This window comes from Variovorax sp. SPNA7 (genome assembly GCF_033807855.1).
GTDB lineage: Bacteria > Pseudomonadota > Gammaproteobacteria > Burkholderiales > Burkholderiaceae_C > Variovorax > Variovorax beijingensis.
The window spans coordinates 22766-44971 of sequence record NZ_CP138514.1 but is presented as its reverse complement, the minus strand read 5'-3'; the positions used below and the strand labels follow the sequence as shown (position 1 = coordinate 44971).

General features: G+C 67.3%; 22 protein-coding genes and 10 tRNA genes. 18 read left to right on the top strand and 14 right to left on the bottom strand.

Features of this window, described 5'->3' with window-relative positions:
- Window positions 1–8: 8 nt before the first annotated feature.
- Window positions 9–683 carry an HAD family hydrolase gene (locus RZE77_RS27920; protein ID WP_319442977.1) on the bottom strand — a complete coding sequence of 225 codons (675 nt, stop codon included), beginning with the start codon at window positions 681–683 and terminating at the stop codon, window positions 9–11.
- A 72-nt stretch (window positions 684–755) separates the two neighbouring features.
- Between RZE77_RS27920 and RZE77_RS27915 the strand changes: the two genes are divergently transcribed.
- Window positions 756–1682: a LysR family transcriptional regulator gene (locus RZE77_RS27915; protein ID WP_319442976.1), complete on the top strand. Its 927-nt coding sequence runs from the start codon at window positions 756–758 to the stop codon at window positions 1680–1682.
- 98 nt (window positions 1683–1780) lie between these two features.
- Here the strand turns inward: RZE77_RS27915 and RZE77_RS27910 are convergent, their stop codons facing one another.
- The 3 genes from RZE77_RS27910 to RZE77_RS27900 all read right to left on the bottom strand — a co-directional run bounded on the left by RZE77_RS27910 (window position 1781) and on the right by RZE77_RS27900 (window position 3302).
- A complete protein-coding gene (locus RZE77_RS27910) occupies window positions 1781–2344 on the bottom strand; it encodes a thioredoxin family protein (protein WP_319442975.1) in 564 nt (187 codons plus the stop codon).
- Between the two features lie 15 nt (window positions 2345–2359).
- Entirely contained in the window at window positions 2360–2743 is a 384-nt protein-coding gene (locus RZE77_RS27905) for a hypothetical protein (RefSeq protein WP_319442974.1), read from the bottom strand.
- A 184-nt stretch (window positions 2744–2927) separates the two neighbouring features.
- Window positions 2928–3302, bottom strand: coding sequence for a hypothetical protein (locus RZE77_RS27900; RefSeq protein ID WP_319442973.1), 375 nt, complete (start codon window positions 3300–3302; stop codon window positions 2928–2930).
- Window positions 3303–3927: 625 nt separating this feature from the next.
- On the opposite strand from RZE77_RS27900, the gene RZE77_RS27895 reads away from it, so the two are divergent.
- From RZE77_RS27895 to RZE77_RS27835, 13 genes are all read left to right on the top strand, one after another.
- Window positions 3928–4004 (top strand) — tRNA-Gly (locus tag RZE77_RS27895).
- 149 nt (window positions 4005–4153) lie between these two features.
- Window positions 4154–4238 (top strand) — tRNA-Leu (locus RZE77_RS27890).
- 74 nt (window positions 4239–4312) lie between these two features.
- Window positions 4313–4389, top strand: a tRNA-Glu gene (locus RZE77_RS27885).
- 78 nt (window positions 4390–4467) lie between these two features.
- Window positions 4468–4543, top strand: a tRNA-Pro gene (locus tag RZE77_RS27880).
- Window positions 4544–4635: 92 nt separating this feature from the next.
- Window positions 4636–4724 (top strand) — tRNA-Ser (locus RZE77_RS27875).
- A 20-nt stretch (window positions 4725–4744) separates the two neighbouring features.
- Window positions 4745–4820 (top strand) — tRNA-Asp (locus RZE77_RS27870).
- Between the two features lie 61 nt (window positions 4821–4881).
- Window positions 4882–4956: transfer RNA gene (locus tag RZE77_RS27865), tRNA-Arg, on the top strand.
- A 32-nt stretch (window positions 4957–4988) separates the two neighbouring features.
- A tRNA-Asn gene (locus RZE77_RS27860) sits at window positions 4989–5065 on the top strand.
- Between the two features lie 9 nt (window positions 5066–5074).
- A tRNA-Ile gene (locus RZE77_RS27855) sits at window positions 5075–5149 on the top strand.
- 62 nt (window positions 5150–5211) lie between these two features.
- Window positions 5212–5286 (top strand) — tRNA-Lys (locus RZE77_RS27850).
- A 45-nt stretch (window positions 5287–5331) separates the two neighbouring features.
- Window positions 5332–5895, top strand: a complete 564-nt coding sequence (locus RZE77_RS27845) for an HNH endonuclease (RefSeq protein WP_319442972.1) — start codon at window positions 5332–5334, stop codon at window positions 5893–5895.
- 248 nt (window positions 5896–6143) lie between these two features.
- Window positions 6144–6920, top strand: coding sequence for an enoyl-CoA hydratase/isomerase family protein (locus RZE77_RS27840; RefSeq protein ID WP_319442971.1), 777 nt, complete (start codon window positions 6144–6146; stop codon window positions 6918–6920).
- A gap of 133 nt (window positions 6921–7053) precedes the next feature.
- Entirely contained in the window at window positions 7054–8286 is a 1233-nt protein-coding gene (locus RZE77_RS27835) for an acyl-CoA dehydrogenase family protein (protein ID WP_319442970.1), read from the top strand.
- Between the two features lie 25 nt (window positions 8287–8311).
- Here RZE77_RS27835 and RZE77_RS27830 read toward each other — a convergent pair whose 3' ends face one another.
- Entirely contained in the window at window positions 8312–9280 is a 969-nt protein-coding gene (locus RZE77_RS27830) for a Bug family tripartite tricarboxylate transporter substrate binding protein (protein ID WP_319442969.1), read from the bottom strand.
- A 195-nt stretch (window positions 9281–9475) separates the two neighbouring features.
- Here RZE77_RS27830 and RZE77_RS27825 point away from each other — a divergent pair, with 195 nt between their 5' ends.
- Window positions 9476–10705 (top strand): CaiB/BaiF CoA transferase family protein, encoded by a 1230-nt coding sequence (locus RZE77_RS27825; RefSeq protein WP_319442968.1) that lies wholly within the window; start codon window positions 9476–9478, stop codon window positions 10703–10705.
- Window positions 10705–11322 (top strand): glutathione S-transferase family protein, encoded by a 618-nt coding sequence (locus RZE77_RS27820; protein WP_319442967.1) that lies wholly within the window; start codon window positions 10705–10707, stop codon window positions 11320–11322. Before RZE77_RS27825 ends, RZE77_RS27820 begins: the two co-directional genes overlap by 1 nt.
- Window positions 11323–11327: 5 nt before the next feature.
- On the opposite strand, the gene RZE77_RS27815 is transcribed toward RZE77_RS27820, so the two are convergent.
- The 4 genes from RZE77_RS27815 to RZE77_RS27800 all read right to left on the bottom strand — a co-directional run bounded on the left by RZE77_RS27815 (window position 11328) and on the right by RZE77_RS27800 (window position 14747).
- The gene (locus RZE77_RS27815; RefSeq protein ID WP_319442966.1) at window positions 11328–12152 is read right to left on the bottom strand and encodes an amidohydrolase family protein; all 825 of its coding nucleotides are present in this window, start codon (window positions 12150–12152) and stop codon (window positions 11328–11330) included.
- On the bottom strand, window positions 12149–12724 hold the full coding sequence (locus RZE77_RS27810; RefSeq protein WP_319442965.1) for a carboxymuconolactone decarboxylase family protein: 576 nt from the start codon (window positions 12722–12724) through the stop codon (window positions 12149–12151). Before RZE77_RS27810 ends, RZE77_RS27815 begins: the two co-directional genes overlap by 4 nt.
- A gap of 20 nt (window positions 12725–12744) precedes the next feature.
- On the bottom strand, window positions 12745–13626 hold the full coding sequence (locus RZE77_RS27805) for an alpha/beta fold hydrolase (RefSeq protein ID WP_319442964.1): 882 nt from the start codon (window positions 13624–13626) through the stop codon (window positions 12745–12747).
- A 149-nt stretch (window positions 13627–13775) separates the two neighbouring features.
- Entirely contained in the window at window positions 13776–14747 is a 972-nt protein-coding gene (locus RZE77_RS27800; protein ID WP_319442963.1) for a LysR family transcriptional regulator, read from the bottom strand.
- Between the two features lie 194 nt (window positions 14748–14941).
- Between RZE77_RS27800 and RZE77_RS27795 the strand changes: the two genes are divergently transcribed.
- Together RZE77_RS27795 and RZE77_RS27790 are read left to right on the top strand one after the other, a co-directional pair.
- Window positions 14942–15622 carry a Crp/Fnr family transcriptional regulator gene (locus tag RZE77_RS27795; RefSeq protein ID WP_319442962.1) on the top strand — a complete coding sequence of 227 codons (681 nt, stop codon included), beginning with the start codon at window positions 14942–14944 and terminating at the stop codon, window positions 15620–15622.
- A gap of 165 nt (window positions 15623–15787) precedes the next feature.
- Entirely contained in the window at window positions 15788–17431 is a 1644-nt protein-coding gene (locus tag RZE77_RS27790; RefSeq protein ID WP_319442961.1) for a tannase/feruloyl esterase family alpha/beta hydrolase, read from the top strand.
- Here the strand turns inward: RZE77_RS27790 and RZE77_RS27785 are convergent.
- The 5 genes from RZE77_RS27785 to RZE77_RS27765 all read right to left on the bottom strand — a co-directional run bounded on the left by RZE77_RS27785 (window position 17413) and on the right by RZE77_RS27765 (window position 22179).
- Window positions 17413–18444 carry a branched-chain amino acid ABC transporter permease gene (locus RZE77_RS27785; RefSeq protein WP_319442960.1) on the bottom strand — a complete coding sequence of 344 codons (1032 nt, stop codon included), beginning with the start codon at window positions 18442–18444 and terminating at the stop codon, window positions 17413–17415. The two genes, RZE77_RS27790 and RZE77_RS27785, sit on opposite strands and share 19 nt — an antisense overlap.
- 5 nt (window positions 18445–18449) lie before the next feature.
- On the bottom strand, window positions 18450–19322 hold the full coding sequence (locus tag RZE77_RS27780) for a branched-chain amino acid ABC transporter permease (protein WP_319442959.1): 873 nt from the start codon (window positions 19320–19322) through the stop codon (window positions 18450–18452).
- Entirely contained in the window at window positions 19315–20034 is a 720-nt protein-coding gene (locus RZE77_RS27775) for an ABC transporter ATP-binding protein (RefSeq protein ID WP_319442958.1), read from the bottom strand. Before RZE77_RS27775 ends, RZE77_RS27780 begins: the two co-directional genes overlap by 8 nt.
- A 163-nt stretch (window positions 20035–20197) precedes the next feature.
- Window positions 20198–20917 carry an ABC transporter ATP-binding protein gene (locus RZE77_RS27770; protein ID WP_319442957.1) on the bottom strand — a complete coding sequence of 240 codons (720 nt, stop codon included), beginning with the start codon at window positions 20915–20917 and terminating at the stop codon, window positions 20198–20200.
- Window positions 20914–22179 (bottom strand): ABC transporter substrate-binding protein, encoded by a 1266-nt coding sequence (locus RZE77_RS27765; protein WP_319442956.1) that lies wholly within the window; start codon window positions 22177–22179, stop codon window positions 20914–20916. The genes RZE77_RS27770 and RZE77_RS27765 overlap by 4 nt, the downstream gene beginning before the upstream one ends.
- Window positions 22180–22206: the final 27 nt, after the last annotated feature.

Sequence of the window (22206 nt, the reverse complement as noted above, 5' to 3'; positions counted from 1 at the left end):
GGGTTGGATCAGGAAGCGGCCGGTCGAAAGCCGCGCAGCCACGGCAGCGCACCATCGAGCGTGGGCGATTCGACCTCCGCCAGCGGCGCGCCTTCGGGCCGGGCGAGGCCGACGCGGTTGTGCCAGTAGGTGCGCAGGCCCACGCCGGCGGTGCCGAACATGTCGTAGCCTGATCCGGCGACGAAGGCCGCCTCGGCCGGCTGCACGTCCAGGCGCTCCAGGGCCAGCCGGTAGGGCCTCGGATCGGGCTTGTAGAAGCCCGCCTCCTCGGAGGTCACGACCACGTCCCAGTCGATTCCCAGGCGTTCGGCGGCGCGCTGGCCCAGGCGCCGCGAGCAGTTGGTCACCACGGCCAGCTTGCAGTGGGGCTGGAGCGCCCGCAGCAGTTCGGTGGCGCCGCTCCATGCGGGCAGCTCGTCCCATCGGGCGTGCAGCGACTGCGGGGCGCTCGCGGGCAACCCCGCGGTGGCGGCGGCCTGCCGCACCAGGTCTTCGTAGGGCACGTAGGCGCCGCAGCCATAGGTCAGCCGCAGGTATTCGGCGCGCCAGGCGCGGCCCATCTGCTCGGAACCGGCAGCCGCGTTCCAGACGGTCCACGAATCGAGCAGCGCAGTGAGCAGGTCGAACAGCACGGCCCGGGGATAGCGCCCGGCCGCGGCAATGGGAGTCGCAGTGTTTTGCATGGCGCTCACTTTAGGTGCGCCAAGGCATCTTCGAGCTTCACTCTTGCGTCATCAATAGTTAAGCTCTGCTGAATGATGCAGATCGAAGACCTTCGCCTGGCTGCCGCGCTGCTGCGCGAGAGCTCGCTCAGCGCGGCCGCGCGCTCGCTTGGTGTCACGCCTCCCGCGCTGTCGATGCGCTTGCGCAAGCTCGAGGCCTCGCTGGGCCTGGTGCTGGCCAACCGCACGTCGCGCAAGCTGCACCTGACCTCGGAAGGCGAACGGTTCGGACGCGAGGCCTATGAACTCCTGCTGAAGTTCGACGGCCTGCGCGAATCCCTGCAGCGCGACGACCGGCGCCTGAGCGGAACGCTGCGCGTGGCCGCGTCCTTCGGCTATGGCCGCACGCATGTGGCGCCGTGGCTGTCCCGTTTCTCCCGCCTGCATCCGGCCCTGCGGCTGCAGCTGGACCTGCGCGAAACGCCGTGGCCCGACAAGCACGACTCCGACGCGGTGGTGCACGTGGGCGCGGTGCGCGACTCGTCATGGGTGGCGCACACGCTCGCCTCCAACGAACGCTGGCTGTGCGCGAGCCCCGGCTACCTGCGCGAGCACGGCACGCCCCGCAACCCGGCGGACCTGGCCTATCACGCCTGCATCTGCATCCGCGAGAACGACGAGGACGTGACGCTCTGGCACATGCGGCCCGCGGGCAGCGGCGCCCGCAAGGGCGAGACGCTGCGCATCAACCCGGCCTTCGTCAGCAACGACGGCAGCGTGGCGCGCCAGTGGGCCGAGGATGGCCTGGGCATCGTGCTGCGCTCCCAATGGGATGCCGCCGAAGCGCTGGCCGCCGGCCGCCTCGAGCGCGTGATGGCGGTCTGGGAATTTGGCGCCGCCCCGGTGGTGGTGCTGGTGCCCACGCGCAAGGGGCGCAGCGCGCGGGTGCAGGCGCTGGTCAGCTTCCTGGTGGAAGCGGCGGGTCGATCGGACGGGCGCGGCGCCGGGTCGCACCCGTGAATCCGCGGGCGGTGATGCATTGGCAGCTCACCGGATTGCGCACTTCATGCGCGAAGCCGCCGGCAAGGAAGAGGAGTGCGAACCAGAGCTTCTTCATCTCAGCTTCCCGCCGCCGGCGCTGGTTCGGCCAGCAGCGACTGGATCTTTTTCTCGGTGGTGCCGTAGCTGCCTTCGCCAAAGTGCGAATAGACGATCTTTCCCTGCTTGTCGATCAGGTAGACCGCAGGCCAGTACTGGTTGTTGAAGGCCTTCCAGGTGGCGTAGTGGTTGTCTTGCGCGACGGCGTGCTTGATCTGCAACCGGCTGATCGCGTCCTGCACATTCCTGGTGGACTTCTCGTACGCGAACTCCGGCGTGTGCACGCCCATGACGACGAGCCCCTTGTCCTTGTACTTCTCGTTCCACGCCTTGACGTAGGGCAGGTGGTTGAGACAGTTGATGCAGGTGTAGGTCCAGAAGTCAACGAGCACGACCTTGCCGCGCAGGTCCTGCAGCTTCAGCGGCTGGGAGTTGAGCCAGTGGTCGATGTTCTGGAACTCGGGCGCGATCTGCGCAGCGCTGGAGGGAATGTCGCCTCCAGATGTGGGTGCCGCAGCGGTGAGTATGCCGACCGAGGCCGCAACAGCCGCCACGCCGATAAGCACGTTGGATCTCATGGTCACGGTGAGCTCCGGCGTTCAGCGCAAGGTGACACCGTCGGCGATGCCCGCCTGGCGCGTCGGGAGCACCCCGTGGATGCCGTACTGGGCAGGCACGCGGCTGTTGACGAAGGCCTCGACATAGAGGTTCTGGCCTGGCGCGTGAGCGAGCGCGCGGGCTTCGGCCTGCACGGCGGAGCGGTCGAGCGTGGAGGGCAGCGCCGCAACCACACCTGAGGAGGCGCCGTCGGCATAGGGATCTGCGGAGTGCGCAGCCGCGACAGCCTGGGCGCGAACGTCGCTGCGGGCGAGCGTCGAGTGCGTCTGCAGCACGCCCTGGTATTCCTCGGCATGGGCCTGCACTCCAACGAGAGCGGCAAGGATGGAGAACGAGGCAGCACTGGCGATTCGAGAGAGCTTCATGGTGATTCCTTGGTAGTGAAGTGAGCTTGAGTAGGGAGCGAATGAATTGTTCGCCACGCTCCACTCCTCCAGCGCACATTGCGTATGCCTATGTGTCAGCGCTGGAATTGCACACACTACGTTTCCAAGTCGTCGAAACAGGTCACGGTCCGTTGATTGGAGCGAAACCCATCAGCTGGACCACTCATTGCTTCTGCGGGGCCCCATGCTCCAGCAAGATGGTTCTCAGCGCACGCTTGCCGCGCGCGTTCTGCGCTCTATAGGCCCGGCGGGCCAGCTCGACGAAGCGCTCCTCCCCCGGGTCCGGCAACGGCTCCGCGCTTTGAGGCGCATCGAGCCAAAGTGGCTCCTTGCCACAACGGCTCTCGATCTGCCGTGCGAGCTTGTCGGAAATGACGCGGCCCTTCTTGATCTGGCTCCACATGCTCGCGGAGATCTGCAGCTTCTCCGCGAACTTCGCCGCCAGGCCAAGCGGCTCCGCCCCATTGGACGCGCGCTCCGCAACGAAGTCGCCGAAGAGGATCAGGACGTTATTGCGACGAATGGCAGGCAGGGACATGCTTGGAGCGGCGGAGCAAAGCGTCCGTGTGAACGGACGTGGAGTGAGAAAAAAACACAACACCCCAAAAAAGTATTGCGTCGCGTAGTAAACCCAGTTTACATTACATCCATCGACGAAATTGCTTCGTCCCGTTTCTTCCGCAACCAACTTCGATTCATCGAGAACTCGCCAACCACTGGAACCATCGTGAAAGCAAACCCGACCTCACTGAACATTCGACCCGCATCGGGCCGGGCGTTTGTGCGTGTCTCGTTCTGCGGTGGCCGCAGCCTGACGACATCCAAGATGCATTCGCAGCTGAACTCCCTTCCCGTGATTCCGGCCAGCTTGTGGCTCGGACAGCAATACGAGGATCAGCCGCACCCGGGTGGAGGTAGCGCGTAAGCGCGCACCTTCCAAGCTCTCTCACCAGAGGCCCGGATTCCCAAGTGGATTCCGGGCCTTTTTGTTTTTCCGTGCGGAGCGATCCGCACACAACCGCGAACGGCACCTGGTGCCGGCCGCCACTGCAGTGATCGCGCTGCCGTGAACTCACCCGCCGAGTGGCGCCGGTGGGTGATCCTTAAAAATTTGCCGCGAGTCGCGCCCCTCACTGGTGGGGTCAGCGACTCGAGAAAAACTTGCAGCCGTAGCTCAGTCAGGTAGAGCGCAACGTCGCCAACGTTGAGGCCGAGGGATCGAAGCCCTCCTGCTGCTCCATTTCGGGTGTGCCTTTGCAGCACCTCCAGAGGCCAACCGCGTCGGCGGCCTGGAGGGATGTGCACGGTCTGGACCCAGCCATGTGCAGCGATGTCGACGTGGGCGCCCAAGCGTCCGAATCGCGTGAAGACACAACCGAAATGGAATCACCCCCGATGGCGGAATTGGTAGACGCACCGGTCTCAGAAACCGGGGACGAAAGTCATGCAAGTTCGAGGCTTGCTTGGGGGACCACAGTAGCAGCGCTCGCCTTGTAAGCGAGAGGTCGTCCGTTCGATCCGGACCGCGGGCTCCATTCGCAGATTCATGTCGTATTCGTCTAGCGGTTCAGGACACAAGGTTTTCATCCTTGTAGACGCGGGTTCGAATCCCGCATACGACTCCAACACGTTCGCGCGGTAGGGAAGCCTGGCTGTTCCCGCGAGCTTCATACGCTCGATCTCGCAAGTTCAATCATCAATTTCGGGGCGTGGCGCAGCTGGCAGCGCGGTTGCTTTGGGAGCATCAGGTCGCAGATTCGATTTCTGCCGCCCCGACCACACAAGAGCGAGACAGGGCGATGCAGATCGTTCTCTCGTGGAAACCGGACGCAAAGATTGGGCGTCGCCGGAACTCGTAACCGGACACCACTGGAGCATTGGCCGAGAGGTCCAAGGCGGCGACTTGCTAAGCCGTGGCCGCGCAAGCGGCTCGTTCGTTCGAATCGAACATGCTCCGCCAGTTTTTTCACCACATACAGTGATCCGTTAACTCAGCGGCCAGAGTGCCTCCCTGTCCAGGAGGAAGCCAAGGGTTCAACTCCCTTACGGATCGCCACCCACCACGCACGAGCGTTCGACTCGCTCCGCATCCGCCAACTTCATCAACCCATTTCCCTCCCGCGTTAGCTCAACTGGATCAGAGCACCGGTCTACGAAGCCGGGGGTTGCACGTTCGAATCGTGTGCGCGGGCCAAACATCTCACACGCGGTTTTTATCTTTTTTTCCTCGGTAGCTCAGTTGGTAGATGCACCGCACTGTTAATGCGGATGTCCCTGGTTCGAGCCCAGGTCGAGGAGCCACTTGCCTTCAGCCGCATAGCTCAGTGGCAGAGCACCGTCTTGATAAGGCGGGGGCCGATGGATCGTTCCCATCTGCGGCTACCAGTTCAATGGTGCGCGTAGCTCAATGGCGGAGCCGCTGGTTGATCTCAGGTCACACGCGCGTCGCGGGTATAGCTCAGAGGCAGAGCAACCGGCTTTTAACCGGTAGGCCGAGATTTCGAAATTCTCTGCCCGCACCACAGGAGATTCCAACAAGCGCTCGGCCATGAAAGGAGGCCGTCACCATGAAACCCCAAGTACTTCAGCTGGATATCCAGGGCACGCCTCAGGCATGGATTTCGCTCGAGCAGGCAGCATCGCACTACGCCACTGGCGCGGTCGTCTGGGAAGACGGCGCCGGCGCATTGGCCACGATGCGTGGTGGCTTCAACGTGGCGCGCGGCGTGCAGTCCCGGCTCGAGATTTCGCCCATCATCGCTCTCAAGGGCTGTGCAAAGGTCAACTTGTTCGACCACACGCCGGCCTTCAACCGGCGCAAGCTCTTTGTCCGAGATCGCTTCATCTGCGTCTACTGTGCCCAGCGATTCCGCGAGCAGGACCTGACGTGCGAGCACATCCTTCCCGAAAGCCGCGGCGGTACCTGGGACTGGATGAACCTGGTGGCCGCTTGCCGCGCGTGCAACTCCGAAAAAGCGGACCGGACGCCGGAGGAAGCCGGCATGAAGCTGGTCTATCTTCCGTATGTTCCCAGCAGGTGGGAAGACTTCCTCCTGGAGGGACGGAATGTGCGAGCCGACGTGCACGAGTGGCTGGCGAGTCGGCTTCCGAAAGGCTCCAGGCTCAACTGAAAGACGAAGGGGCGCTCCCGCAAGGAGCGCCCCTTTTTCCGTTGGAGGGTCGGCCAGCAGGGCGAAGGCTATGCACTCGCGTTCGCGCATCAGCGCGCGAGCCGCGTGAACACGTAGCAGGGCGCGGGCGGACCGCCTTGCGCTATGTCTCGCGCGGAATAGCTGATGTACACCGGGGGCGGTCGCCGCCACGGGATGCGGCTCGTAGACTGATCCGCGGCATTTCAAACATGGCATCAGGAGACATCGTGGACAACTTCTTGCAGCTCGAGGTGGCCATCGCCGATCACATCGCAACGCTGACGCTGAATGCGCCGCCGGTCAATGCGCTGACGCGCGTGCTCAACGACGAGCTGACACGGGCCCTCGACCAGATCTCCGAGATGGACGAGGTGCGCGCGGTGATCCTGACCGGCGAAGGCAAGGTGTTCTGCGCCGGCGCCGATCTGAAGGGACGCGCCGAGGTCATCAAGGGACCGGGCGACCTGATGGCCCATTCGCGCCGCACGCGCGAATGCTTCCACGCGATCCGCGAATGCGCCAAGCCCGTGGTCTGCGCCATCAACGGCGCCGCGCTCGGCTCCGGCCTTGCCATGGCGGCTTCGAGCGACATTCTCATTGCCTCGGAAAAGGCCTCGCTCGGGCTGCCCGAGGTCGACGTCGGCCTGCTCGGCGGCTGCCGCCATGCGATGCGCCTGTTCGGCCATTCGCGCCTGCGCCGCATGATGCTCACGGGCATGCGCGTGCCGGGCGCCGAGCTGTACCGGCTCGGCATCGTGGAGGCCTGCACCGCACCCGAAGACCTGATGCCCGCGGCCCGCGAGATCGCCGCCGCCATCGCATCCAAGAGCCCCGTGTCCACCCGCATGGGCAAGCACACGCTCAACGTGATCGAGGACATGAGCCTGCGCGACGGCTATCGCTACGAGCAGGACATGACGGCGCAGATCGCGAAGACCGACGACGCGAAGGAAGCCCAGCGCGCCTTTGCCGAGAAGCGCGCGCCCGTTTTCACGGGGCGCTGAGCCGCAAAGGGCGGAAGATTGCGCGCGCTTGGGGCGTCGCTTGCGGGACGGTCTCCGGCCGCCTGCGATGTTCAAATCTTCCGCATGCGAGCGGTCTGGCCGGGTTGCTCGCCACCCAAGAAAGGACGCCCCCATGTTTGCCGAACCCTCCGCGAAAACCCGCGAGCTGCTCGAACGCCTCAACAAGTTCTTCGACCAGCACATCTATCCGAACGAAGCGCGCTACCACCACGAGATGGACGCCTTCCGCCGCCAGGGCAATGCCTGGCAGGTGTCGCCGCTCGTCGAGGAGCTGAAGCCCGTGGCGCGCGCGGCCGGCCTCTGGAACATGTTCCTGCCGCATCCGCACCGCGACGTGCCGGCCATTTCCAATCTCGACTACGCGCCGCTGTGCGAGGTGATGGGCCGCGTGTCTTGGTCGGGCGAGGTGTTCAACTGCTCGGCGCCCGACACCGGCAACATGGAAACCATCGAGCGCTACGGCACCGAGGCGCAGAAGGACGAATGGCTGGCGCCGCTGCTCGCGGGCGAGATCCGCTCGGGCTTCCTGATGACCGAGCCGGCCGTTGCCTCGTCGGACGCCACCAACATCCAGTGCACGATCCGCCGCGAAGGCGACGAGTACGTGATCAACGGCCGCAAGTGGTTCTCTTCGGGCGCGGGCAGCCCGCGCTGCAAGATCTTCATCGTGATGGGCAAGACCGACCCCGATGCGCCGCGCCATGCGCAGCAGTCGATGGTGCTGGTGCCGCGCGACACCCAGGGCATCACGGTGCTGCGGCATCTTTCGGTGTTCGGCTACGACGATGCGCCACACGGCCACATGGAAGTGCTGCTGGAGGACGTGCGCGTTCCCGCATCGAACATCCTGCTGGGCGAAGGGCGCGGTTTCGAGATTGCGCAGGGGCGGCTCGGCCCGGGGCGCATCCACCATTGCATGCGCTCCATCGGCGCCGCCGAGCGTGCGCTCGAGCTGATGTGCGAGCGGCTGCGCAGCCGCGTGGCCTTCGGCCGTCCGCTCGCGGAGCAGTCGATCTGGCACGAGCGCATTGCAGAGTCGCGCTGCCTGATCGACCAGGCCCGCCTGCTCACGCTCAATGCGGCCTACAAGATGGACACCGTGGGCAACAAGGAAGCGCGCGCCGAGATCGCGATGATCAAGGTGGTGGCGCCCAACATGTCGTGCAAGGTGGTCGACTGGGCGATCCAGGCGCACGGCGCCGCTGGCGTGAGCCAGGACTTCTGGCTGGCCGAGGCCTATGCGCACCAGCGCACGGTGCGCATCGTCGACGGGCCCGACGAAGTGCACCGCAACGCGATTGCCAAGCTGGAACTGGCCAAGCGCGCCGCACCGGCGCGCGCCTGAACCCGGCGAGGTGCAGCGCCCGAGTTCAATCGAGCTTGGCGCCCACCGCCTTGGCCAGCGAGCCCCAGCGTTCCGACTCCGCTGAAATGAACAGCCCGAACTCCGCGGGCTTGCTGCCGACGACCTGCACGCCCTGCTGCTCGAACTGCTGCTTCAGGTCGGGCGAGCGCAATGCGGCGCCCACGGCACCGTACATCTTGTCGATGACTTCGGCCGGCGTGCGTGCCGGGGCGAGCATTCCGTACCAGTTGTAGGCCTCCACCTTCGGCATGCCGAGTTCGCCGACCGTCGGCACTTCCTTGAGGACCGGAATGCGCACGGCGCTGGTCACCGCCAGCGCGCGGAGCTTGCCCGACTGGATGAACGGCAAGGCCACGGGAATGTCGACCATCATCATCTCCACCTGGCCGCCCATCAGGTCGGTCAATGCCGGCGCCGCGCCGCGGTAGGGAATGTGGTTGATGTTCAGCCTGGCCTCGCGCTTGAGCAGTTCCGCCTGCAGGTGCGGCGTGGTGCCGCTGCCGGCCGAAGCGTAGTTGACCTTGCTGGCGCCGCCGGTGGCGGCAGCCTTCAGGTCTGCGAAGGTCTTGAATCTTGAATCGGCGGCCACCACCAGCACCGCCGGCACCTTCAGCGCCTGGGTCACCGCGACCAGGTCCTTCTGCGGGTCGTAGGGCATCGAGGGCGCAATGTGCGGCACGATGGCCAGCGCACCGGCCGAGGAGAACAGCAGCGTGTAGCCGTCGGCCGCCGACTTGGCGACCGCGTCGGCACCGAGCAGGCCGCCGGCGCCGCCCTTGTTGTCGATGACGATGGATTGGCCCAGGGACGCGCTCATCCTGGCGCCGAGTGCACGCGCCGTCTGGTCCACCGGTCCGCCGGCAGGAAAGGGCACGACCACGCGGATCGGCTTGGCGGGATAGGCCTGCGCCCACCCCGAGGCGGCGGCCAGCGCAAGGGCGAGCGCGGCTGCGGATTTGAAAAGTCCGTTCATGTCGATGTCTCCGATGTCTTCGAATGTCGTGCCCGGACTTTAGGCATGGCATCGGGCCGTGCCACCGCGCCCGGGCGCATAGCTGCTATGCGATGCCGGCCGTTATGCGCCGCCGCGCATCACAGCCTTGCGGGCTCGCCTCTAGCCCGCGGCCGGAGCGGATTCCAGAATTCATCCAACACAAGGAGAATCCGAATGAGCACGACCAAGGGGCCGCTGTCGCACGTCAAGGTGCTGGACCTCAGCCGCATCCTCGCCGCACCCTGGGCCAGCCAGATCCTCGCCGACCTGGGCGCAGAGGTCATCAAGATCGAGCGGCCCGGCGCGGGCGACGACACGCGGACCTGGGGACCGCCGTTCCTGAAGGATGCCGAAGGCAAGGATACGAAAGAGGCGGGCTACTATCTGGCCGTCAACCGCGGCAAGCGCTCGATCACCGTGAGCCTCGACAAGCCGGAGGGCCAGAAGATCATCAAGGAACTCGCCATGCGGGCCGACATCGTGCTCGAGAACTACAAGGCCGGCACGCTGGCGCGCCATGGCCTGGACGAGGCCTCGCTGCGCAGGATCAACCCGCGGCTCATCTACTGCTCGGTCACGGGCTTCGGCCAGACGGGCCCGCGGCGCGACCAGCCGGCCTACGACTTCCTGATCCAGGCGATGGGAGGCCTGATGAGCGTCACCGGAGAAAAGAACGGCCGCCCCGGCGGCGGTCCGCAGAAGGTCGGCATCCCGATCGTCGACCTGATGACCGGCATGTACACCGCGGTCGCCGTGCTTGCCGCCCTCGCGCGCCGCAATGAAACCGGCGTGGGCGACGCCATCGACATCGCGATGCTCGACGTGCAGGTGGCGACGCTTTCCAACCAGGCGATGAACTACCTGGTGTCGGGCCAGGTGCCGCAGCGCAACGGCAACGCGCATCCGAACATCCAGCCGCAGGACGTGTACGGCTGCGCCGACGGCGACGTGATCCTCGTGGTTGGCAACGACGCCCAGTTCGCCAGGCTCTGCGAAGTCTTCGCGCGAAGCGACTGGGCCGCGGACGAGCGCTTTGCAACCAACGCGCAGCGGGTTCGCAACATCGGCGCGTTGTCCGCGATGCTGCGCGATGTTTTCGCAAAGTGGGAGCGCGGGCAGCTGATTGCCGCGCTCGACAAGGCCGGCGTGCCCTGCGGGCCGATCAACACGGTCGCCGAGGTGTTCGAGGAGCCGCAGGTCAAGGCGCGCGGAATGCTGCGCCATGTGCCGCATCCGAGCGGCGTCGACGCACCGCAGGTTGCGAGCCCGATGCGCTTTGCCGAGGCCCCGCTGCAAACGCAGGCCGCACCGCCGCTGCTGGGCCAGCACAGCGAGGACATCCTGTCCGAACTTGGCTACAGCGCGGCCGGCATCCACGCGCTGCGCGAGGCCGGAGCGATCTGATGGCCGCCGCGATGAAGCTGCACTGGTCGCCCAAGTCGCCCTATGTGCGCAAGGTGATGATCTGCGCCCACGAGCTCGGCCTGATGTCCCGGCTCGAGCTGGTGCGCTCGGTCGCTGCGATGCGCACGCCGAATCCGGCCCTCATGGCGGACAACCCGCTGTCGAAGATCCCGACCCTCGTGCGCGAGGATGGCTCGGTGCTGTTCGATTCGGTCGTGATCTGCGAATACCTGAACGAGTTGGCCGGCGGATCGCTGTTCCCGCCGCAGGGCGAGGCGCGCTGGCAGGCGCTGCGCTGGCACGCCCTGGGCGATGGGCTGCTCGACGCGCTGATCCTGTGGCGCAACGAGCGCGAACGCGAGGTGCCGCTGCAGGCGCTGCTCGATGCGTTCGAGCTCAAGACCCGCGCCTCGCTGCAGATGCTCGACCACGAAGCGGCTGCCTTGCGCGAGGCGCCGTTCTCGATCGGCCAGCTGACGCTCGGCTGCGCGCTCGGCTACCTCGACTATCGTTTCGACGCGCTCGGATGGCGCAGTTCGGCGCCGGCGCTCGCGAGCTGGTTCGAGACGCTGCGCGCGCGGCCCTCCTTCGCCGCGACCGAGCCGGCGGAAGGCTGAACACCTCAGCGGTAGAGCACCGCCGGATTGGCCTCCAGCACCTGCCGGACGACTTCGTCGTTGCCGGCCCAGTCCTTGAACATCGCGAGCAGCGCGGCCGTGTCGGGGTCCGGCACCACGCGCAGGTGCGGCCAGTCGCTGCCCCACACGAGGCGCTCGGGGTTGGCCTCGATCATCTTCTGCTGGAACACACGGCCGGCCTGCCGGTCGGGCGCGTTCAGCAGATTGCGGTAGGCGCACAGCTTGACCCATGTGCGGCCCGAGGCCAGCAGCTCGAGCAGCACGCGGAAGCCGGGCGAATCGACACCCGCTGCCACATCGAAGCCGCCCATGTGGTCGATCACGACCGGCACCGGCAGCGCCTTCAGTTCGGCGGCGATGCCGGGCAAGGCCTGGACGTCGGTCCACAGCTCGGCGTGCAGGCCGGCATCGGCCAGTGCCGGGGCCAGTGCGCGCAGGTCATCGAAGGAAGCGCTGCCCGCAAAGTTGGTGCCGGCGCCGCTGCGGTGGCTGAAGCGCGCGCCGCGCACGCCCTTGCCGTGAAGGCCGCCCAGCGCCAATCGGCTGCCCGGCCGCACGACGACCACGCCGCGCAGGTTGTCGTGAGCCGCCAGCGCATGCAGCAGCAGCGCGTGGTCTTCGCCATAGGCGCTCGGATGCACCAGCACGCCGTGGCCCAGGCCGAGGCGCGCCAGCAGCGCCAGGTACTGCGGCGCCACCGCCTCGGGCGGTGTGTAGCTGCGCTCGGGCGCCAGCGGGAAGCGGTCGTAGGGGCCGAACAGGTGGGCGTGGCAGTCCCATCCGGCCGGCGCGCGCGGCGTTGCGTTCATTCGGCAAGCGCTGCGTGCTGCGGCAGGGCAAAGGCCGGCACCACGCCTTCGGGCAGCGGAATCTCGTGGCAATTGAGCGTCATCGCGACCATGGTGTAGTAGCCGACCAAGGCTGTCAGCTCGACCACGGTGCGTGCGCCAAGGCGCGCCAGCGCCACGTTGTACGTGGCATCCGAGACCGAGTTGTGGCGGTTGAGCTCGACGGCGTAGCGGTAGACGGCCGCATCGTCCGCCGACAGGCCGGGCGGCTCGGCGCCGGCCAGGATGGCTTCGATGACAGGCTGCTCGATGCCCGCCTTCTCGGCCTCCGCGCGGTGCGCATACCACTCGAAGGGCGAGTTGCACGCGCGGCCGGTGACCAGGATCGCGATCTCCGACAGCCGCGGCGGCAAGCCTGTGCCGTAGCGCAGCAGCGCGCCGAGCGCCTGCCACTTGTCGGCCAGCTCCGGGTTGTGCAGCGCGGCCCGCAGCGGACCCTGGATCCTGCCGCGCGGACCGGAGACGATCCTGTCGTGGACCGCGCGCTGTTCGGGGCTCATGGTGTCGTTCGGAAAGAGGGGTATGCGTGGCATGGATGTTTCCTTGAAAGTGTTCAGGGCGGTAGCGTGCCGATCCAGTCGGCAATCGCCTGGGCCACCGCCGCCGGCTGTTCGGGGATCAGCGCATGGCTGGCGCGCGGCACGATCTTCACCTGCACCTTGTCGCCCAGCACGTCCTTGAGTTCGTTGCGCGTGGCCGGCGGGCGCCACGGGTCTTCGGCGCCTTGCAGGTCGAGGATGGGCGCGTTGCTCACCGGCCACCATACCTCCTTGGCCGGCGTGCGGCCGGCGCGGCTGTAGGCCTCGCGCAAGGCTGGATGCCAGCCCTCGAGCCAGGGCGTGGGGTCGCTGCCGGGCGCGAAGAAGGCCTCGCGCAGGCCGCGCAGCCGCGCGTCGCGCGCCTGGGCCGGATCGCTGGCGACCGCGAGCGACCGGGCCACGCCGGGCGGGAAGGTGCGCGCCGCGCCGGCCGCGACAACCACGCCGCGCACGAGGCCCGGATGGTCGAGGTCCGTGACCCGCGCCACGAAGTGGCCGTAGGCGTGGCCGACCAGCACGGCACGGCCGCCGCCGAGTTGCCGCACAGTCGTCGCGACATCGCCGGCGAGCACATGCAAAGTGAGATCGTTCATCGGCCCGGCCGATGCGCCCATGCCGCGCGGCTGCGGACGCAGCACCTTGAAGCCGAGGGCAGCCAGGCGTTCTGCAAGGCCGTCGAAATCTTCCGAGTCGCGCTGCGAGGACGGCAGCAGCACCAGGGCAGGCCCGCGGCCCTCGACGATGACATCGATGCGAACGGCACCGTCGGTCAGCAGCACGCGCTGGCGGGCGGCCCGCGCCGGTGCGAAAGGCGCGCAGGCACCCACCGCGAAGGCACCGGCCAGTGCGCCCAGGGCGGCACGGCGCCGGCGCGATGCGGGGAAATCGAATGGCATGGCCTGTGGTCTCCTTGGCCGCTCGCCTCCAGCCCCCAAGGCAGGGCTGCGGGCGCGGCCTGTGCATGGAGGGTAGGCCAGGATGCGCGTGCAACCTATGCCCCGGCGAGGAAGGCTGCTATGCAGTCCGGCGCACGGCCGGCGGTTCTTCAGCCGCTCTCCGCGCCCGGGCGCCAGAGCCCCTGCCGCGTGCTTTCCTCCACCGCCTGCACGATCTGCGCGGCCACGGACAGGACCGCCTTGCCGGGCCCCTTGCTGCGCGCCATGATCATCGAGACGATGCGCTGCAGGCCGGGTGAGACGATCTTCGCCGCCTGCAGGCGCCCCTCCTTCACCTCTGCCCAGACCGCGTGCAGCGGCAGCACCGTGTAGAGCCGCTCCTGCGCCACGACCGAACGCATCAGCGGCAGCGAGTCGGCTTCGAGCACGGGCGACAGGGCGATGTGCTGCTGGCGGGCGAGCGCGTCGAGCGCGCTGCGCAGGCCGTTGGGCGCGCTCGGAAGGATGAACGGGAGACCATCGAGTGCGCTGAACGGCAGCTCCGGCTTCGCGGTCAGGCGGTCACCCGCGGCGCCGACCAGGTAGCTGTCCACCGTGGCGAGCGCCTGTTCCTGCTCCGGCAGCACGGCGCCGTAGCGATAGAGGATCGCGATGTCCACGCGCGCGTCCGCCAGCCACTCTTCCACCTGCCCGCTCGATCCCTCGAGAATCTTGAGCTGGATGCCGGGATGGCGCGCCTGCAGCCGATTGAACAGCTTGCCGACGATCGGGTTGGTGACCGAAGGCAGCGAGCCGATGGTGACGCGGCCGGCCGGCTCGCGCGCCTCGCCGCGAATCTCCAGCTGGAGCTGCTCGGCATCCGAGAGCAGCGCCTTGACATGCGGAAAGAGCCGCTGGCCCACCTCCGACAGCTGCACGCCGCGGCCCGTGCGATTGAACAGGCGCGCGTTGCATTCGCGTTCCAGCGCGTTGAGGTGGCGGCTCAGCAGCGACTGGCTGCTGTCCAGGAACAGCGCGGCGCGCGTCAGGCTTCCCAGTTCGGCAATGGCGAGGAAGGCGCGCCATTTCTGCAGGTCCGAGGCAATGTCGAGCTGGATGTTCGTGGCTTTGCTGGGCTGCATCTCGGCATTCTGCCTTTGCCCGCCCGCCCCAGGGTTTGTCCCGACGATGCAGGAACGCAAATGTCGTCTGCGCTACAAACTCCACGAGCCGGTGTGCCATAGGATTCGCCAGCCCAAGGAAATTCGCTATGCGCGCTCGATCCGGTTTGTTCTTCGCCCGTGCCAAGGGCCCCCGCCCCGCCCGGCGTTGACGCATGCTGCCTCTCAAGGATCTCAACGCCTTCTTCGAGCGCTGCATCTGGCCGCGCGCGCTGACGCAGGCCGAGCGAACGAAAGCGTTCGAAGCCCTGTACGTTCGCCGCCATGAAGCGCACTCCTATGTGTGCCGGCGCGACGAGACCGCCGACAGCTGGATCGGCGTGCTGGGAGGTTTTCTGCGCGTGCAGGACACCACGGTGGACGGCCGCCTGATCATGTTCACCGGGGTTGCGTCGAGCGGATGGATCGGCGAGGGATCGCTGCTGAAGCCGGAGCAGCGCAAGTACGAGATCATGGCGACGCGGCCGACCGTCACCGTGCATCTGCCGAGGGCCACGTTCTCCTGGCTGCTCGATCGAAGCATTCCGTTCAACCACTTCATGCTCTCCCATCTGAACGAGCGCCTCGGACAGTTCATCGCGATGGTGAAGTTCGACCGGCTGCTCGAACCGACGGCGCGCGTGGCACGGGGGATCTCGAGCCTCTTCCATCCGGTGCTCTATCCGAACACCGACTCCACGCTGCGGATCAACCAGGAAGAGATCGGTTCGCTCGTCGGCATCTCGCGCCAGCGCGTCAACGCCGCGCTGACCGAACTGGAAAGCGCGGGCCTCATCCGGCGGGGCTACGGCTACATCACGGTGATGGACCGGCAGGCACTTGCCAGGTACCCCTGACCCGGCTGCCGTGCATTGAAGAAACCGAAGGGTTTCTCCTTAGAAATCAGCGGCCCGAATGTCCGTCCCGGAACAGTTGTCCGAAGTCTCGCCTTTCAGAATCACGCAGGCATCGCTCCATGTCGTTGCGGTGCAGAGGCTGACAACCGACAAAGGAATCGAGACATGCACTTCTTCTCCTGCTCCTCCAAGGAATCACGGGCCCGCACCAAGCTCCACGCCGTTGCCGCGGCGGCTGCTGGCGCAGCGATGCTGGCGGCCTGCGGCGGCGGCTCCGACGACCGCGGCGCATTCCCCGTGCTGTTTCCGGTCCCGCCTGCTGCGCAGCCCGAAACCCCGCCACCCGCACCGGCCGTGACGGCCCAGAAGGCCTGCGGCGAGCTGAACGGGAAGACCGTGGCGGGCGCTGCGCTGACCGCCGCCATGCAGGACGCGGCCGCCAGCGTGCCCGCTTACTGCAAGGTCACCGGCACGATCGCGCCGGCGCTGAACTTCCAGATCTCGCTGCCCGAGGCATGGAACGGCAAGCTCTACTACCAGGGCGGCGGCGGCTACAACGGCGCGATCACGCCGCCTTCGGTGCCGGCGCTGGGCCTGGGCTACGCCGTGGTCGCAAGCGACTCGGGGCACCAGGGCAATGCCTTGAGTGCGGACTTCGCATTGACCGACACCTTTGCCGCGCAGCTGTTCGGCAGCCTCTCGGTGCCCACCGTGATGTCGACGGCGACTGAAACCCTGGCGGCGGCCTACGGGGCTCTGCCGGCCAAGTCGTACTTCGAAGGCTGCTCCAATGGCGGCCGCGAAGCGTTGATGGCGGTGCAGCGCTCACCCAACCTCTTCGATGGCGTGATCGCGCGCGCACCTGCCTACAACTGGGTCGGTTTCATGGGCGCCTTCAACCGGAATTCCAGGGCGCTGGCCGCGCCGGGCGGTGCATTCAGTGCTGCGAAGACGGCCCTCCTGAGCAAGCACGTGCGAGACGCCTGCGACGGGCTCGACGGCCTTGTCGACGGCGTGGTGTCGAACCAGGCCGCCTGCACGCCGGCGCTCGCCGATGTGGCCGCCCTGCGCTGCGCCGGCGGAACCGACACGGGCGACACCTGCCTGTCGGACGCGCAGCTCGACGTGGTCACGTCCTGGACCACGCAGGCCGCCTTCACCGGCAGCCCCACCTTCCGCAACGCGGGCTGGAACCTGACGGGCAACGAGGACGATCCCGGCGCCTGGAGAACCTGGCTCACGGGCGACGGCAATGTCACGTCGGCGCTGCAGTTCCTGTTCCAGGACACCACGGTCAAGAACTACCTGGCCCGCGACAGGACCGTGGACTCGCTGGCGTACACGCCCTGGGACCAGAACCAGAATGCCCTCTACGCCATGGCTGCGCTCAATGACGCGACCAACGCCGACATCCGGCCGTTCATCAACAGCGGCGGCAAGCTGATCCTGTGGCACGGCGGAAATGATTCCGCGCTCAGCGCGAGATCGACCGTCGACTACTACGCGAACATGCGAAGCGCCATCGGTGCCGCAACCGCCGACGCATCGACGCGCTTCTATGTCGCCCCGGGCGTGAACCACTGCGCCGGGGGACCGGGCGCCGACACCTCGGATCTGTTGACGGCCCTGGACCAGTGGGTGACCAAGAGCGCGGCACCCGCCACGCTGGTCGCCGAGAAGCGCGATGCACAAGGGGCGGTGCTGCTGAGCCGGCCGCTGTGCCAGTACCCGCAATATCCGCGCTACACGGGCCCGGCCAACGATGCGGAGGCGTCGAAGCTGGCTGCCAACTACGCCTGCAGCTCCTGAGTCAATGGCGGCGCAGCCCGCAGCCGCCGCTGCGTCGGGAACAGGGACCAGGCCCAGCGCTGCTGGGCCCAGCCCCACAGGCCCTGCTTGAAGAAGAGCGTGACGGTGATGGCCAGCAATCCGAGCCCGAGCAGGTACCAGGTGCCGTAGTCGCTGAGGAACTTGTTCAACGCCCAGAAGACGAGCGCGCCCACCAGCGGCCCCTCGATGCGGCCGATGCCGCCGATCACCACCATGAAGATGGCGAAAGCCGTCCAGTTGACGCTGAAGGCCGCGTCGGGGCTGATGCGCAGGTTGCCGACGAAGTAGAGCGCGCCCGCGAGCCCCGCACCAAAGGCCGCGACCACATACACCGCAAGCTTCATGCGCGCCACCGGAACGCCCTGCGACTCCGCGGCCACCTCGTTGTCGCGGATGGCCAGCAGCGCGAGCCCGCGCTTGCTGCGCAGGAACAGGTAGACCAGCGCAATGGCCGCGACCACGCAGGCCAGCGCCATCCAGTAGGTGGTTCTTTCGCGCGTGGCGCGCTCGATGCCGCGCAGCGCCGTGAGCGTGGTGCCCGAGCCGCCGCCCACCGCCGACACGTTGGCGAAGCTGAGCCGGAACACCTCGGCGATCACCCAGGTGCCGATGGCGAAGTAGCCGCCCGACAACCGGAAGGCGACGAAGGACACGGGCACGGCGATGAGTCCGGCCGCCAGCGCGCCCAGCGGCACTGCCACGAAGGGGTTGACGCCCGCGAAGTTGCCGAGCATCAGCATCACGTAGCCGCCGAAGCCGAAGAAGGCTTGCTGCCCGATGCTCACCATGCCGCCGTAGCCGGCCAGCAGGTTCCACATCATCGCGAAGATGAAGTAGCAGGCGATCTCGACGAACTCGCGCATCCAGCTCGGCTCGCCCCAGAAAGGCAGGCTGGCGGCGATCAGCACGAGCGCGATGCCGGCGGCGAGCGCGGCGCGGCTCGCGGCGGTGGCACGCTCGACGGCGATGAGGGGCAGGGGCATGTTCGTCATCCGCTTCATCCACGTGTTTTCGGAAAAAGGCCCTGCGGCCGCAGCACCAGCACGATCAGGAACACGATGTGCCCGAACCAGATGCCCCAGCCCGGATCGAGCCGGAAGCCGATCTGCTGCGTGATGCCCAGGATCATCGCGCCGGCCAGCGTGCCCCAGAACGAGCCCATGCCGCCGATGATCACGGCCTCGAAGGCGAACAGCAGCAGCAGCGGGCCGTCCGACGGCGACACCGTGGTGCGCATGCCCTGCAGCGCACCGGCCATGGCGATCAGCACGAAGGCGATGGCGGTCGCAAAGGCGTAGACCTTCTTCGCGTCCAGGCCCATGAGTTCGGCGATCTCGCGGTCGTCGGACACCGCGCGGAACGAGCGGCCCAGCGCCGTGCGCGCGAAGAGCCATTGCAGCGCGGCCGTTGCAACCAGCGCGACGGCCAGCACGATGAGTGGCAGCACGCCGAGCGAGAGCGTGTCGCCCAGCGCCACGCCCTGCGTGCTGAGCCCGCCGGTCTCGATGGCGCGCGGGTCGGCCGAGAACAGTTCGAGCAGCAGGTTCTGGATGACGATCGACAAGCCGAAGGTGACGACGAGCGAGGGCAGCGGGTCCTTGCCGAGCGTGCCGTTGAGCACGTAGCGCTGCAGCGCGTAGCCGAACACGAAGGCCACGGGCAGCGCAGCGAGCGCGACCATGGCAACGAGCCCCGGTGTGGCTTCGCCCGCCACCGACACCCCCGCGATGACCGCGAAGGCGCCGAGAATGATGAAGTCGCCCTGCGCCGTGTTGGTGAGCCGCATGACGCCGAACATCAGCGACTGGCCGAGTGCGAACAGCGTGTAGAGGCCGCCGAGCAGCACGCCCTGGATGACGGTCTCAAGCATGGGCGGCCTCGATGCCGAAGTAGGCCTGCGAGATCTGCTCGCGCGTGAGTTCGCCCGAGTTTCCTTCGAGCGACACGCGGCCTTCCTGGAAGCAGTAGATGCGCTGTGAGACCTGCCGCGCCATCGTCACGTCCTGCTCGACGATGACGACGGTCATGCCCTCGCCCGTGATGGTGGGCATGGCCGCATAGATCTCGCGGATGACGATCGGCGCGAGGCCGAGCGAGAGTTCGTCGCACAGCAGCACCTCGGGATTGCTCATGAGCGCGCGGCCGAGCGCGACCATCTGCTGCTGGCCGCCGGACAGCGAGGTGCCGGGCGCGTGGCGCTTCTCGGCGAGGATGGGGAACAGGGCGTACAGGCGCGGCAGGCTCCACGGACCCTTGCGGGCCGCGGTGGCGCCCATGAGCAGGTTCTCCTCGACGCTCAGGCTCGGGAAGAGGCGCCGGCCCTCGGGCACCATGGCAAGGCCACGCCGCACGATCTCTCCGGGAGGAAGCCCGCCGATGGGTTCGCCCTTGAAGCGGATGGTTTCTCGCGGCGCACGAACCAGGCCGGCCAGGCTCTTGAGGAAAGTGGATTTGCCCGCGCCGTTGGCGCCGATGATGGCGACGAGTTCGCCGGCGGCCAACGTGAAGTCGATGCCGAAGAGGGCCTGGGCGTCGCCGTAGAAGGCCTGGAGGCCGCGGGTGGTAAGAAGCGGCGAGTTCATCTGCAAGTCCCCTCCCCTCTTGCTCCCTCTCCCCTCGGGGAGAGGGTTGGGGTGAGGGCATGCAGCGATGGCAAGACACACGGCGATTCAAAGGCCGCTGCCCTCACCCTGACCCTCTCCCGCGAGCGGGAGAGGGGACGAATCCGAAAACAGCAATGCGCTCTCATGCTTCCATCCCCATGTACACCCGACGCACCTCGGGATCGTTCATCACCGCGAGGGGCGCCCCCTCCGCCAGCTTCTGCCCGAAGTTGATGACGAACAGCCGGTCCGCCAGCAACAGCAGCGCATGCACCACATGCTCGATCCAGATCATGGTCACGCCGCGCGCCTTGATGCGCTTGAGTTCCGCCACCAGCACCGCAGCCTCGGGCTCCGTCAGCCCGCCCGCGATCTCGTCGAGCAGCAGCAGGCGCGGCTTCGTCGCGAGCGCGCGCGCGAGTTCCAACCGCTTGCGGTCGAGCAGCGTGAGCCCGCCGGCTGGCTTGTTCGCATGCGGCATCAGCCCTGTCTGCGCGAGCACCTCGTGCGCCGTGCGCCACGCCTCGCGCTCGGTCTGCTGCCCGCCGAAGCAGGCCGCGGTCACCAGGTTCTCGAACACGCTCATGTTCCCGAAGGGCTGCGGCACCTGGTAGCTGCGCCCGATGCCCGCATGGCAGCGCTGGTGCGGCTTGAGCCGCGTCACGTCGCGGCCTGCGTATTCCACGCGGCCGGCGTCGACGCGCGCATCGCCCGAGATCAGGTTGAACAGCGTGGTCTTCCCTGCGCCGTTGGGCCCAAGGATGCCCAGCGTCTCGCCCTCGGCCACCGCCAGCGAGATGCCGTCGGTGACCTTGAGCGCGCCGAATGATTTGCTCACGCCGTGCAATGCCAGCAGCGTCATGGCAGCGGCCGGAGCAGGCGCAGCGTGCCGCCGGTCGGGATCGTCCTGGCGGCCTCGTTGTTCACCAGGGTCAGCTCCACCTTGCGCTGCGTGCCCTTGCCCCACTGGCCGAGCACCAGCGGCGTCTTGCTGACGTTCTTGAACGGGCCCTGCCCGCCCCACTTCACCGGGCCGACCACGGAGTCGATCGAGGTCGCGGCCACGGCGTCGCGCACGTCGCCGGATTTGAGCGACTTCGAACGCGACAGCGCATTTGCCGCCACCTCGAACAGTGCATGCGCGAAGCCGATGGGCTGGGTCCACTGCTTCTTCGTGCCGGCCTCGTAGGCCTCGGCCAGCGCCTTCGCGCTTTGCTGCGTGAGGCTCGACGTGAACGGATGCGAGGGGCTCCACCACACCTCGGTGGAGAGACCGTCGCCCAGGTCGCCCAGCGCCTCGATGGCGCCCGGGAACAGCAGCGCCTTGCCGAGCGTGATCACCTTCGGCTTGAAGCCCTGCTGCCGCGCCTGCGTGAGGAAGGTCTTGGCATCGGGCGGGATCACCACGCCGGTGACGATCTCGACGTTGTCGCGCTTGAAGGCCGCGATCTGCGCGCTGAAGTCCTGCGTGCCGTTCTGGAAGCGGCCGGGGTCGGTGAGCGTGAAACCCATTTGCGCGAGCGGCTTCGGAAAGCCCAGCTCCTTGTCGCCCCAGGCGTTGCCGTCGCCATCGTTGGGGAACAGGCCGCCGACCTTCTTGTTGGTGGCCACCGTCTTCCAGCCGTTGGTGAAGTTGGCGATGACGTCCTCGAGCCCCCAGAACAGGTGGTAGGTCCAGTTGAAGCCCTTCACGGGGTCGCCCTTGCGGCCGAAGAACCAGGGCTGCCACGGCACCACGCTGGAGATGCACGGCACCTCGTTGAGCTCGCAGGCATCGCTGACCGGGTTGGCGGTCTCGGGCGTGCCGGCGGTGAGCACGAGCGCGACCTTGTCCTTGAGGATCAGGTCGTTGGCGACCTCGCCCGCGCGGTTGGGGTTCGACTGGCTGTCCTTCAGCACGATCTGCACGGCGTACTTCCTGCCACCCACGCTGAGGCCGTCCTTGAAGGCCGCCTTCATCTGCTCGATCACCCACTTGTCGGCCTCGCCGAAGGGCGCGAGCGGCCCGGTCTGCGGCGACACGTAGCCGATCTTGAGCGTGTCGGCGGCGAACACCCGCGGCGTCGCGCCCGTGGCGGCGAGCGCGGCGGCGGCCTGCGTGAACTGTCTGCGGTTGAATGTCATGGCTGTCTCCTTCGTTGTTTGTCTGTC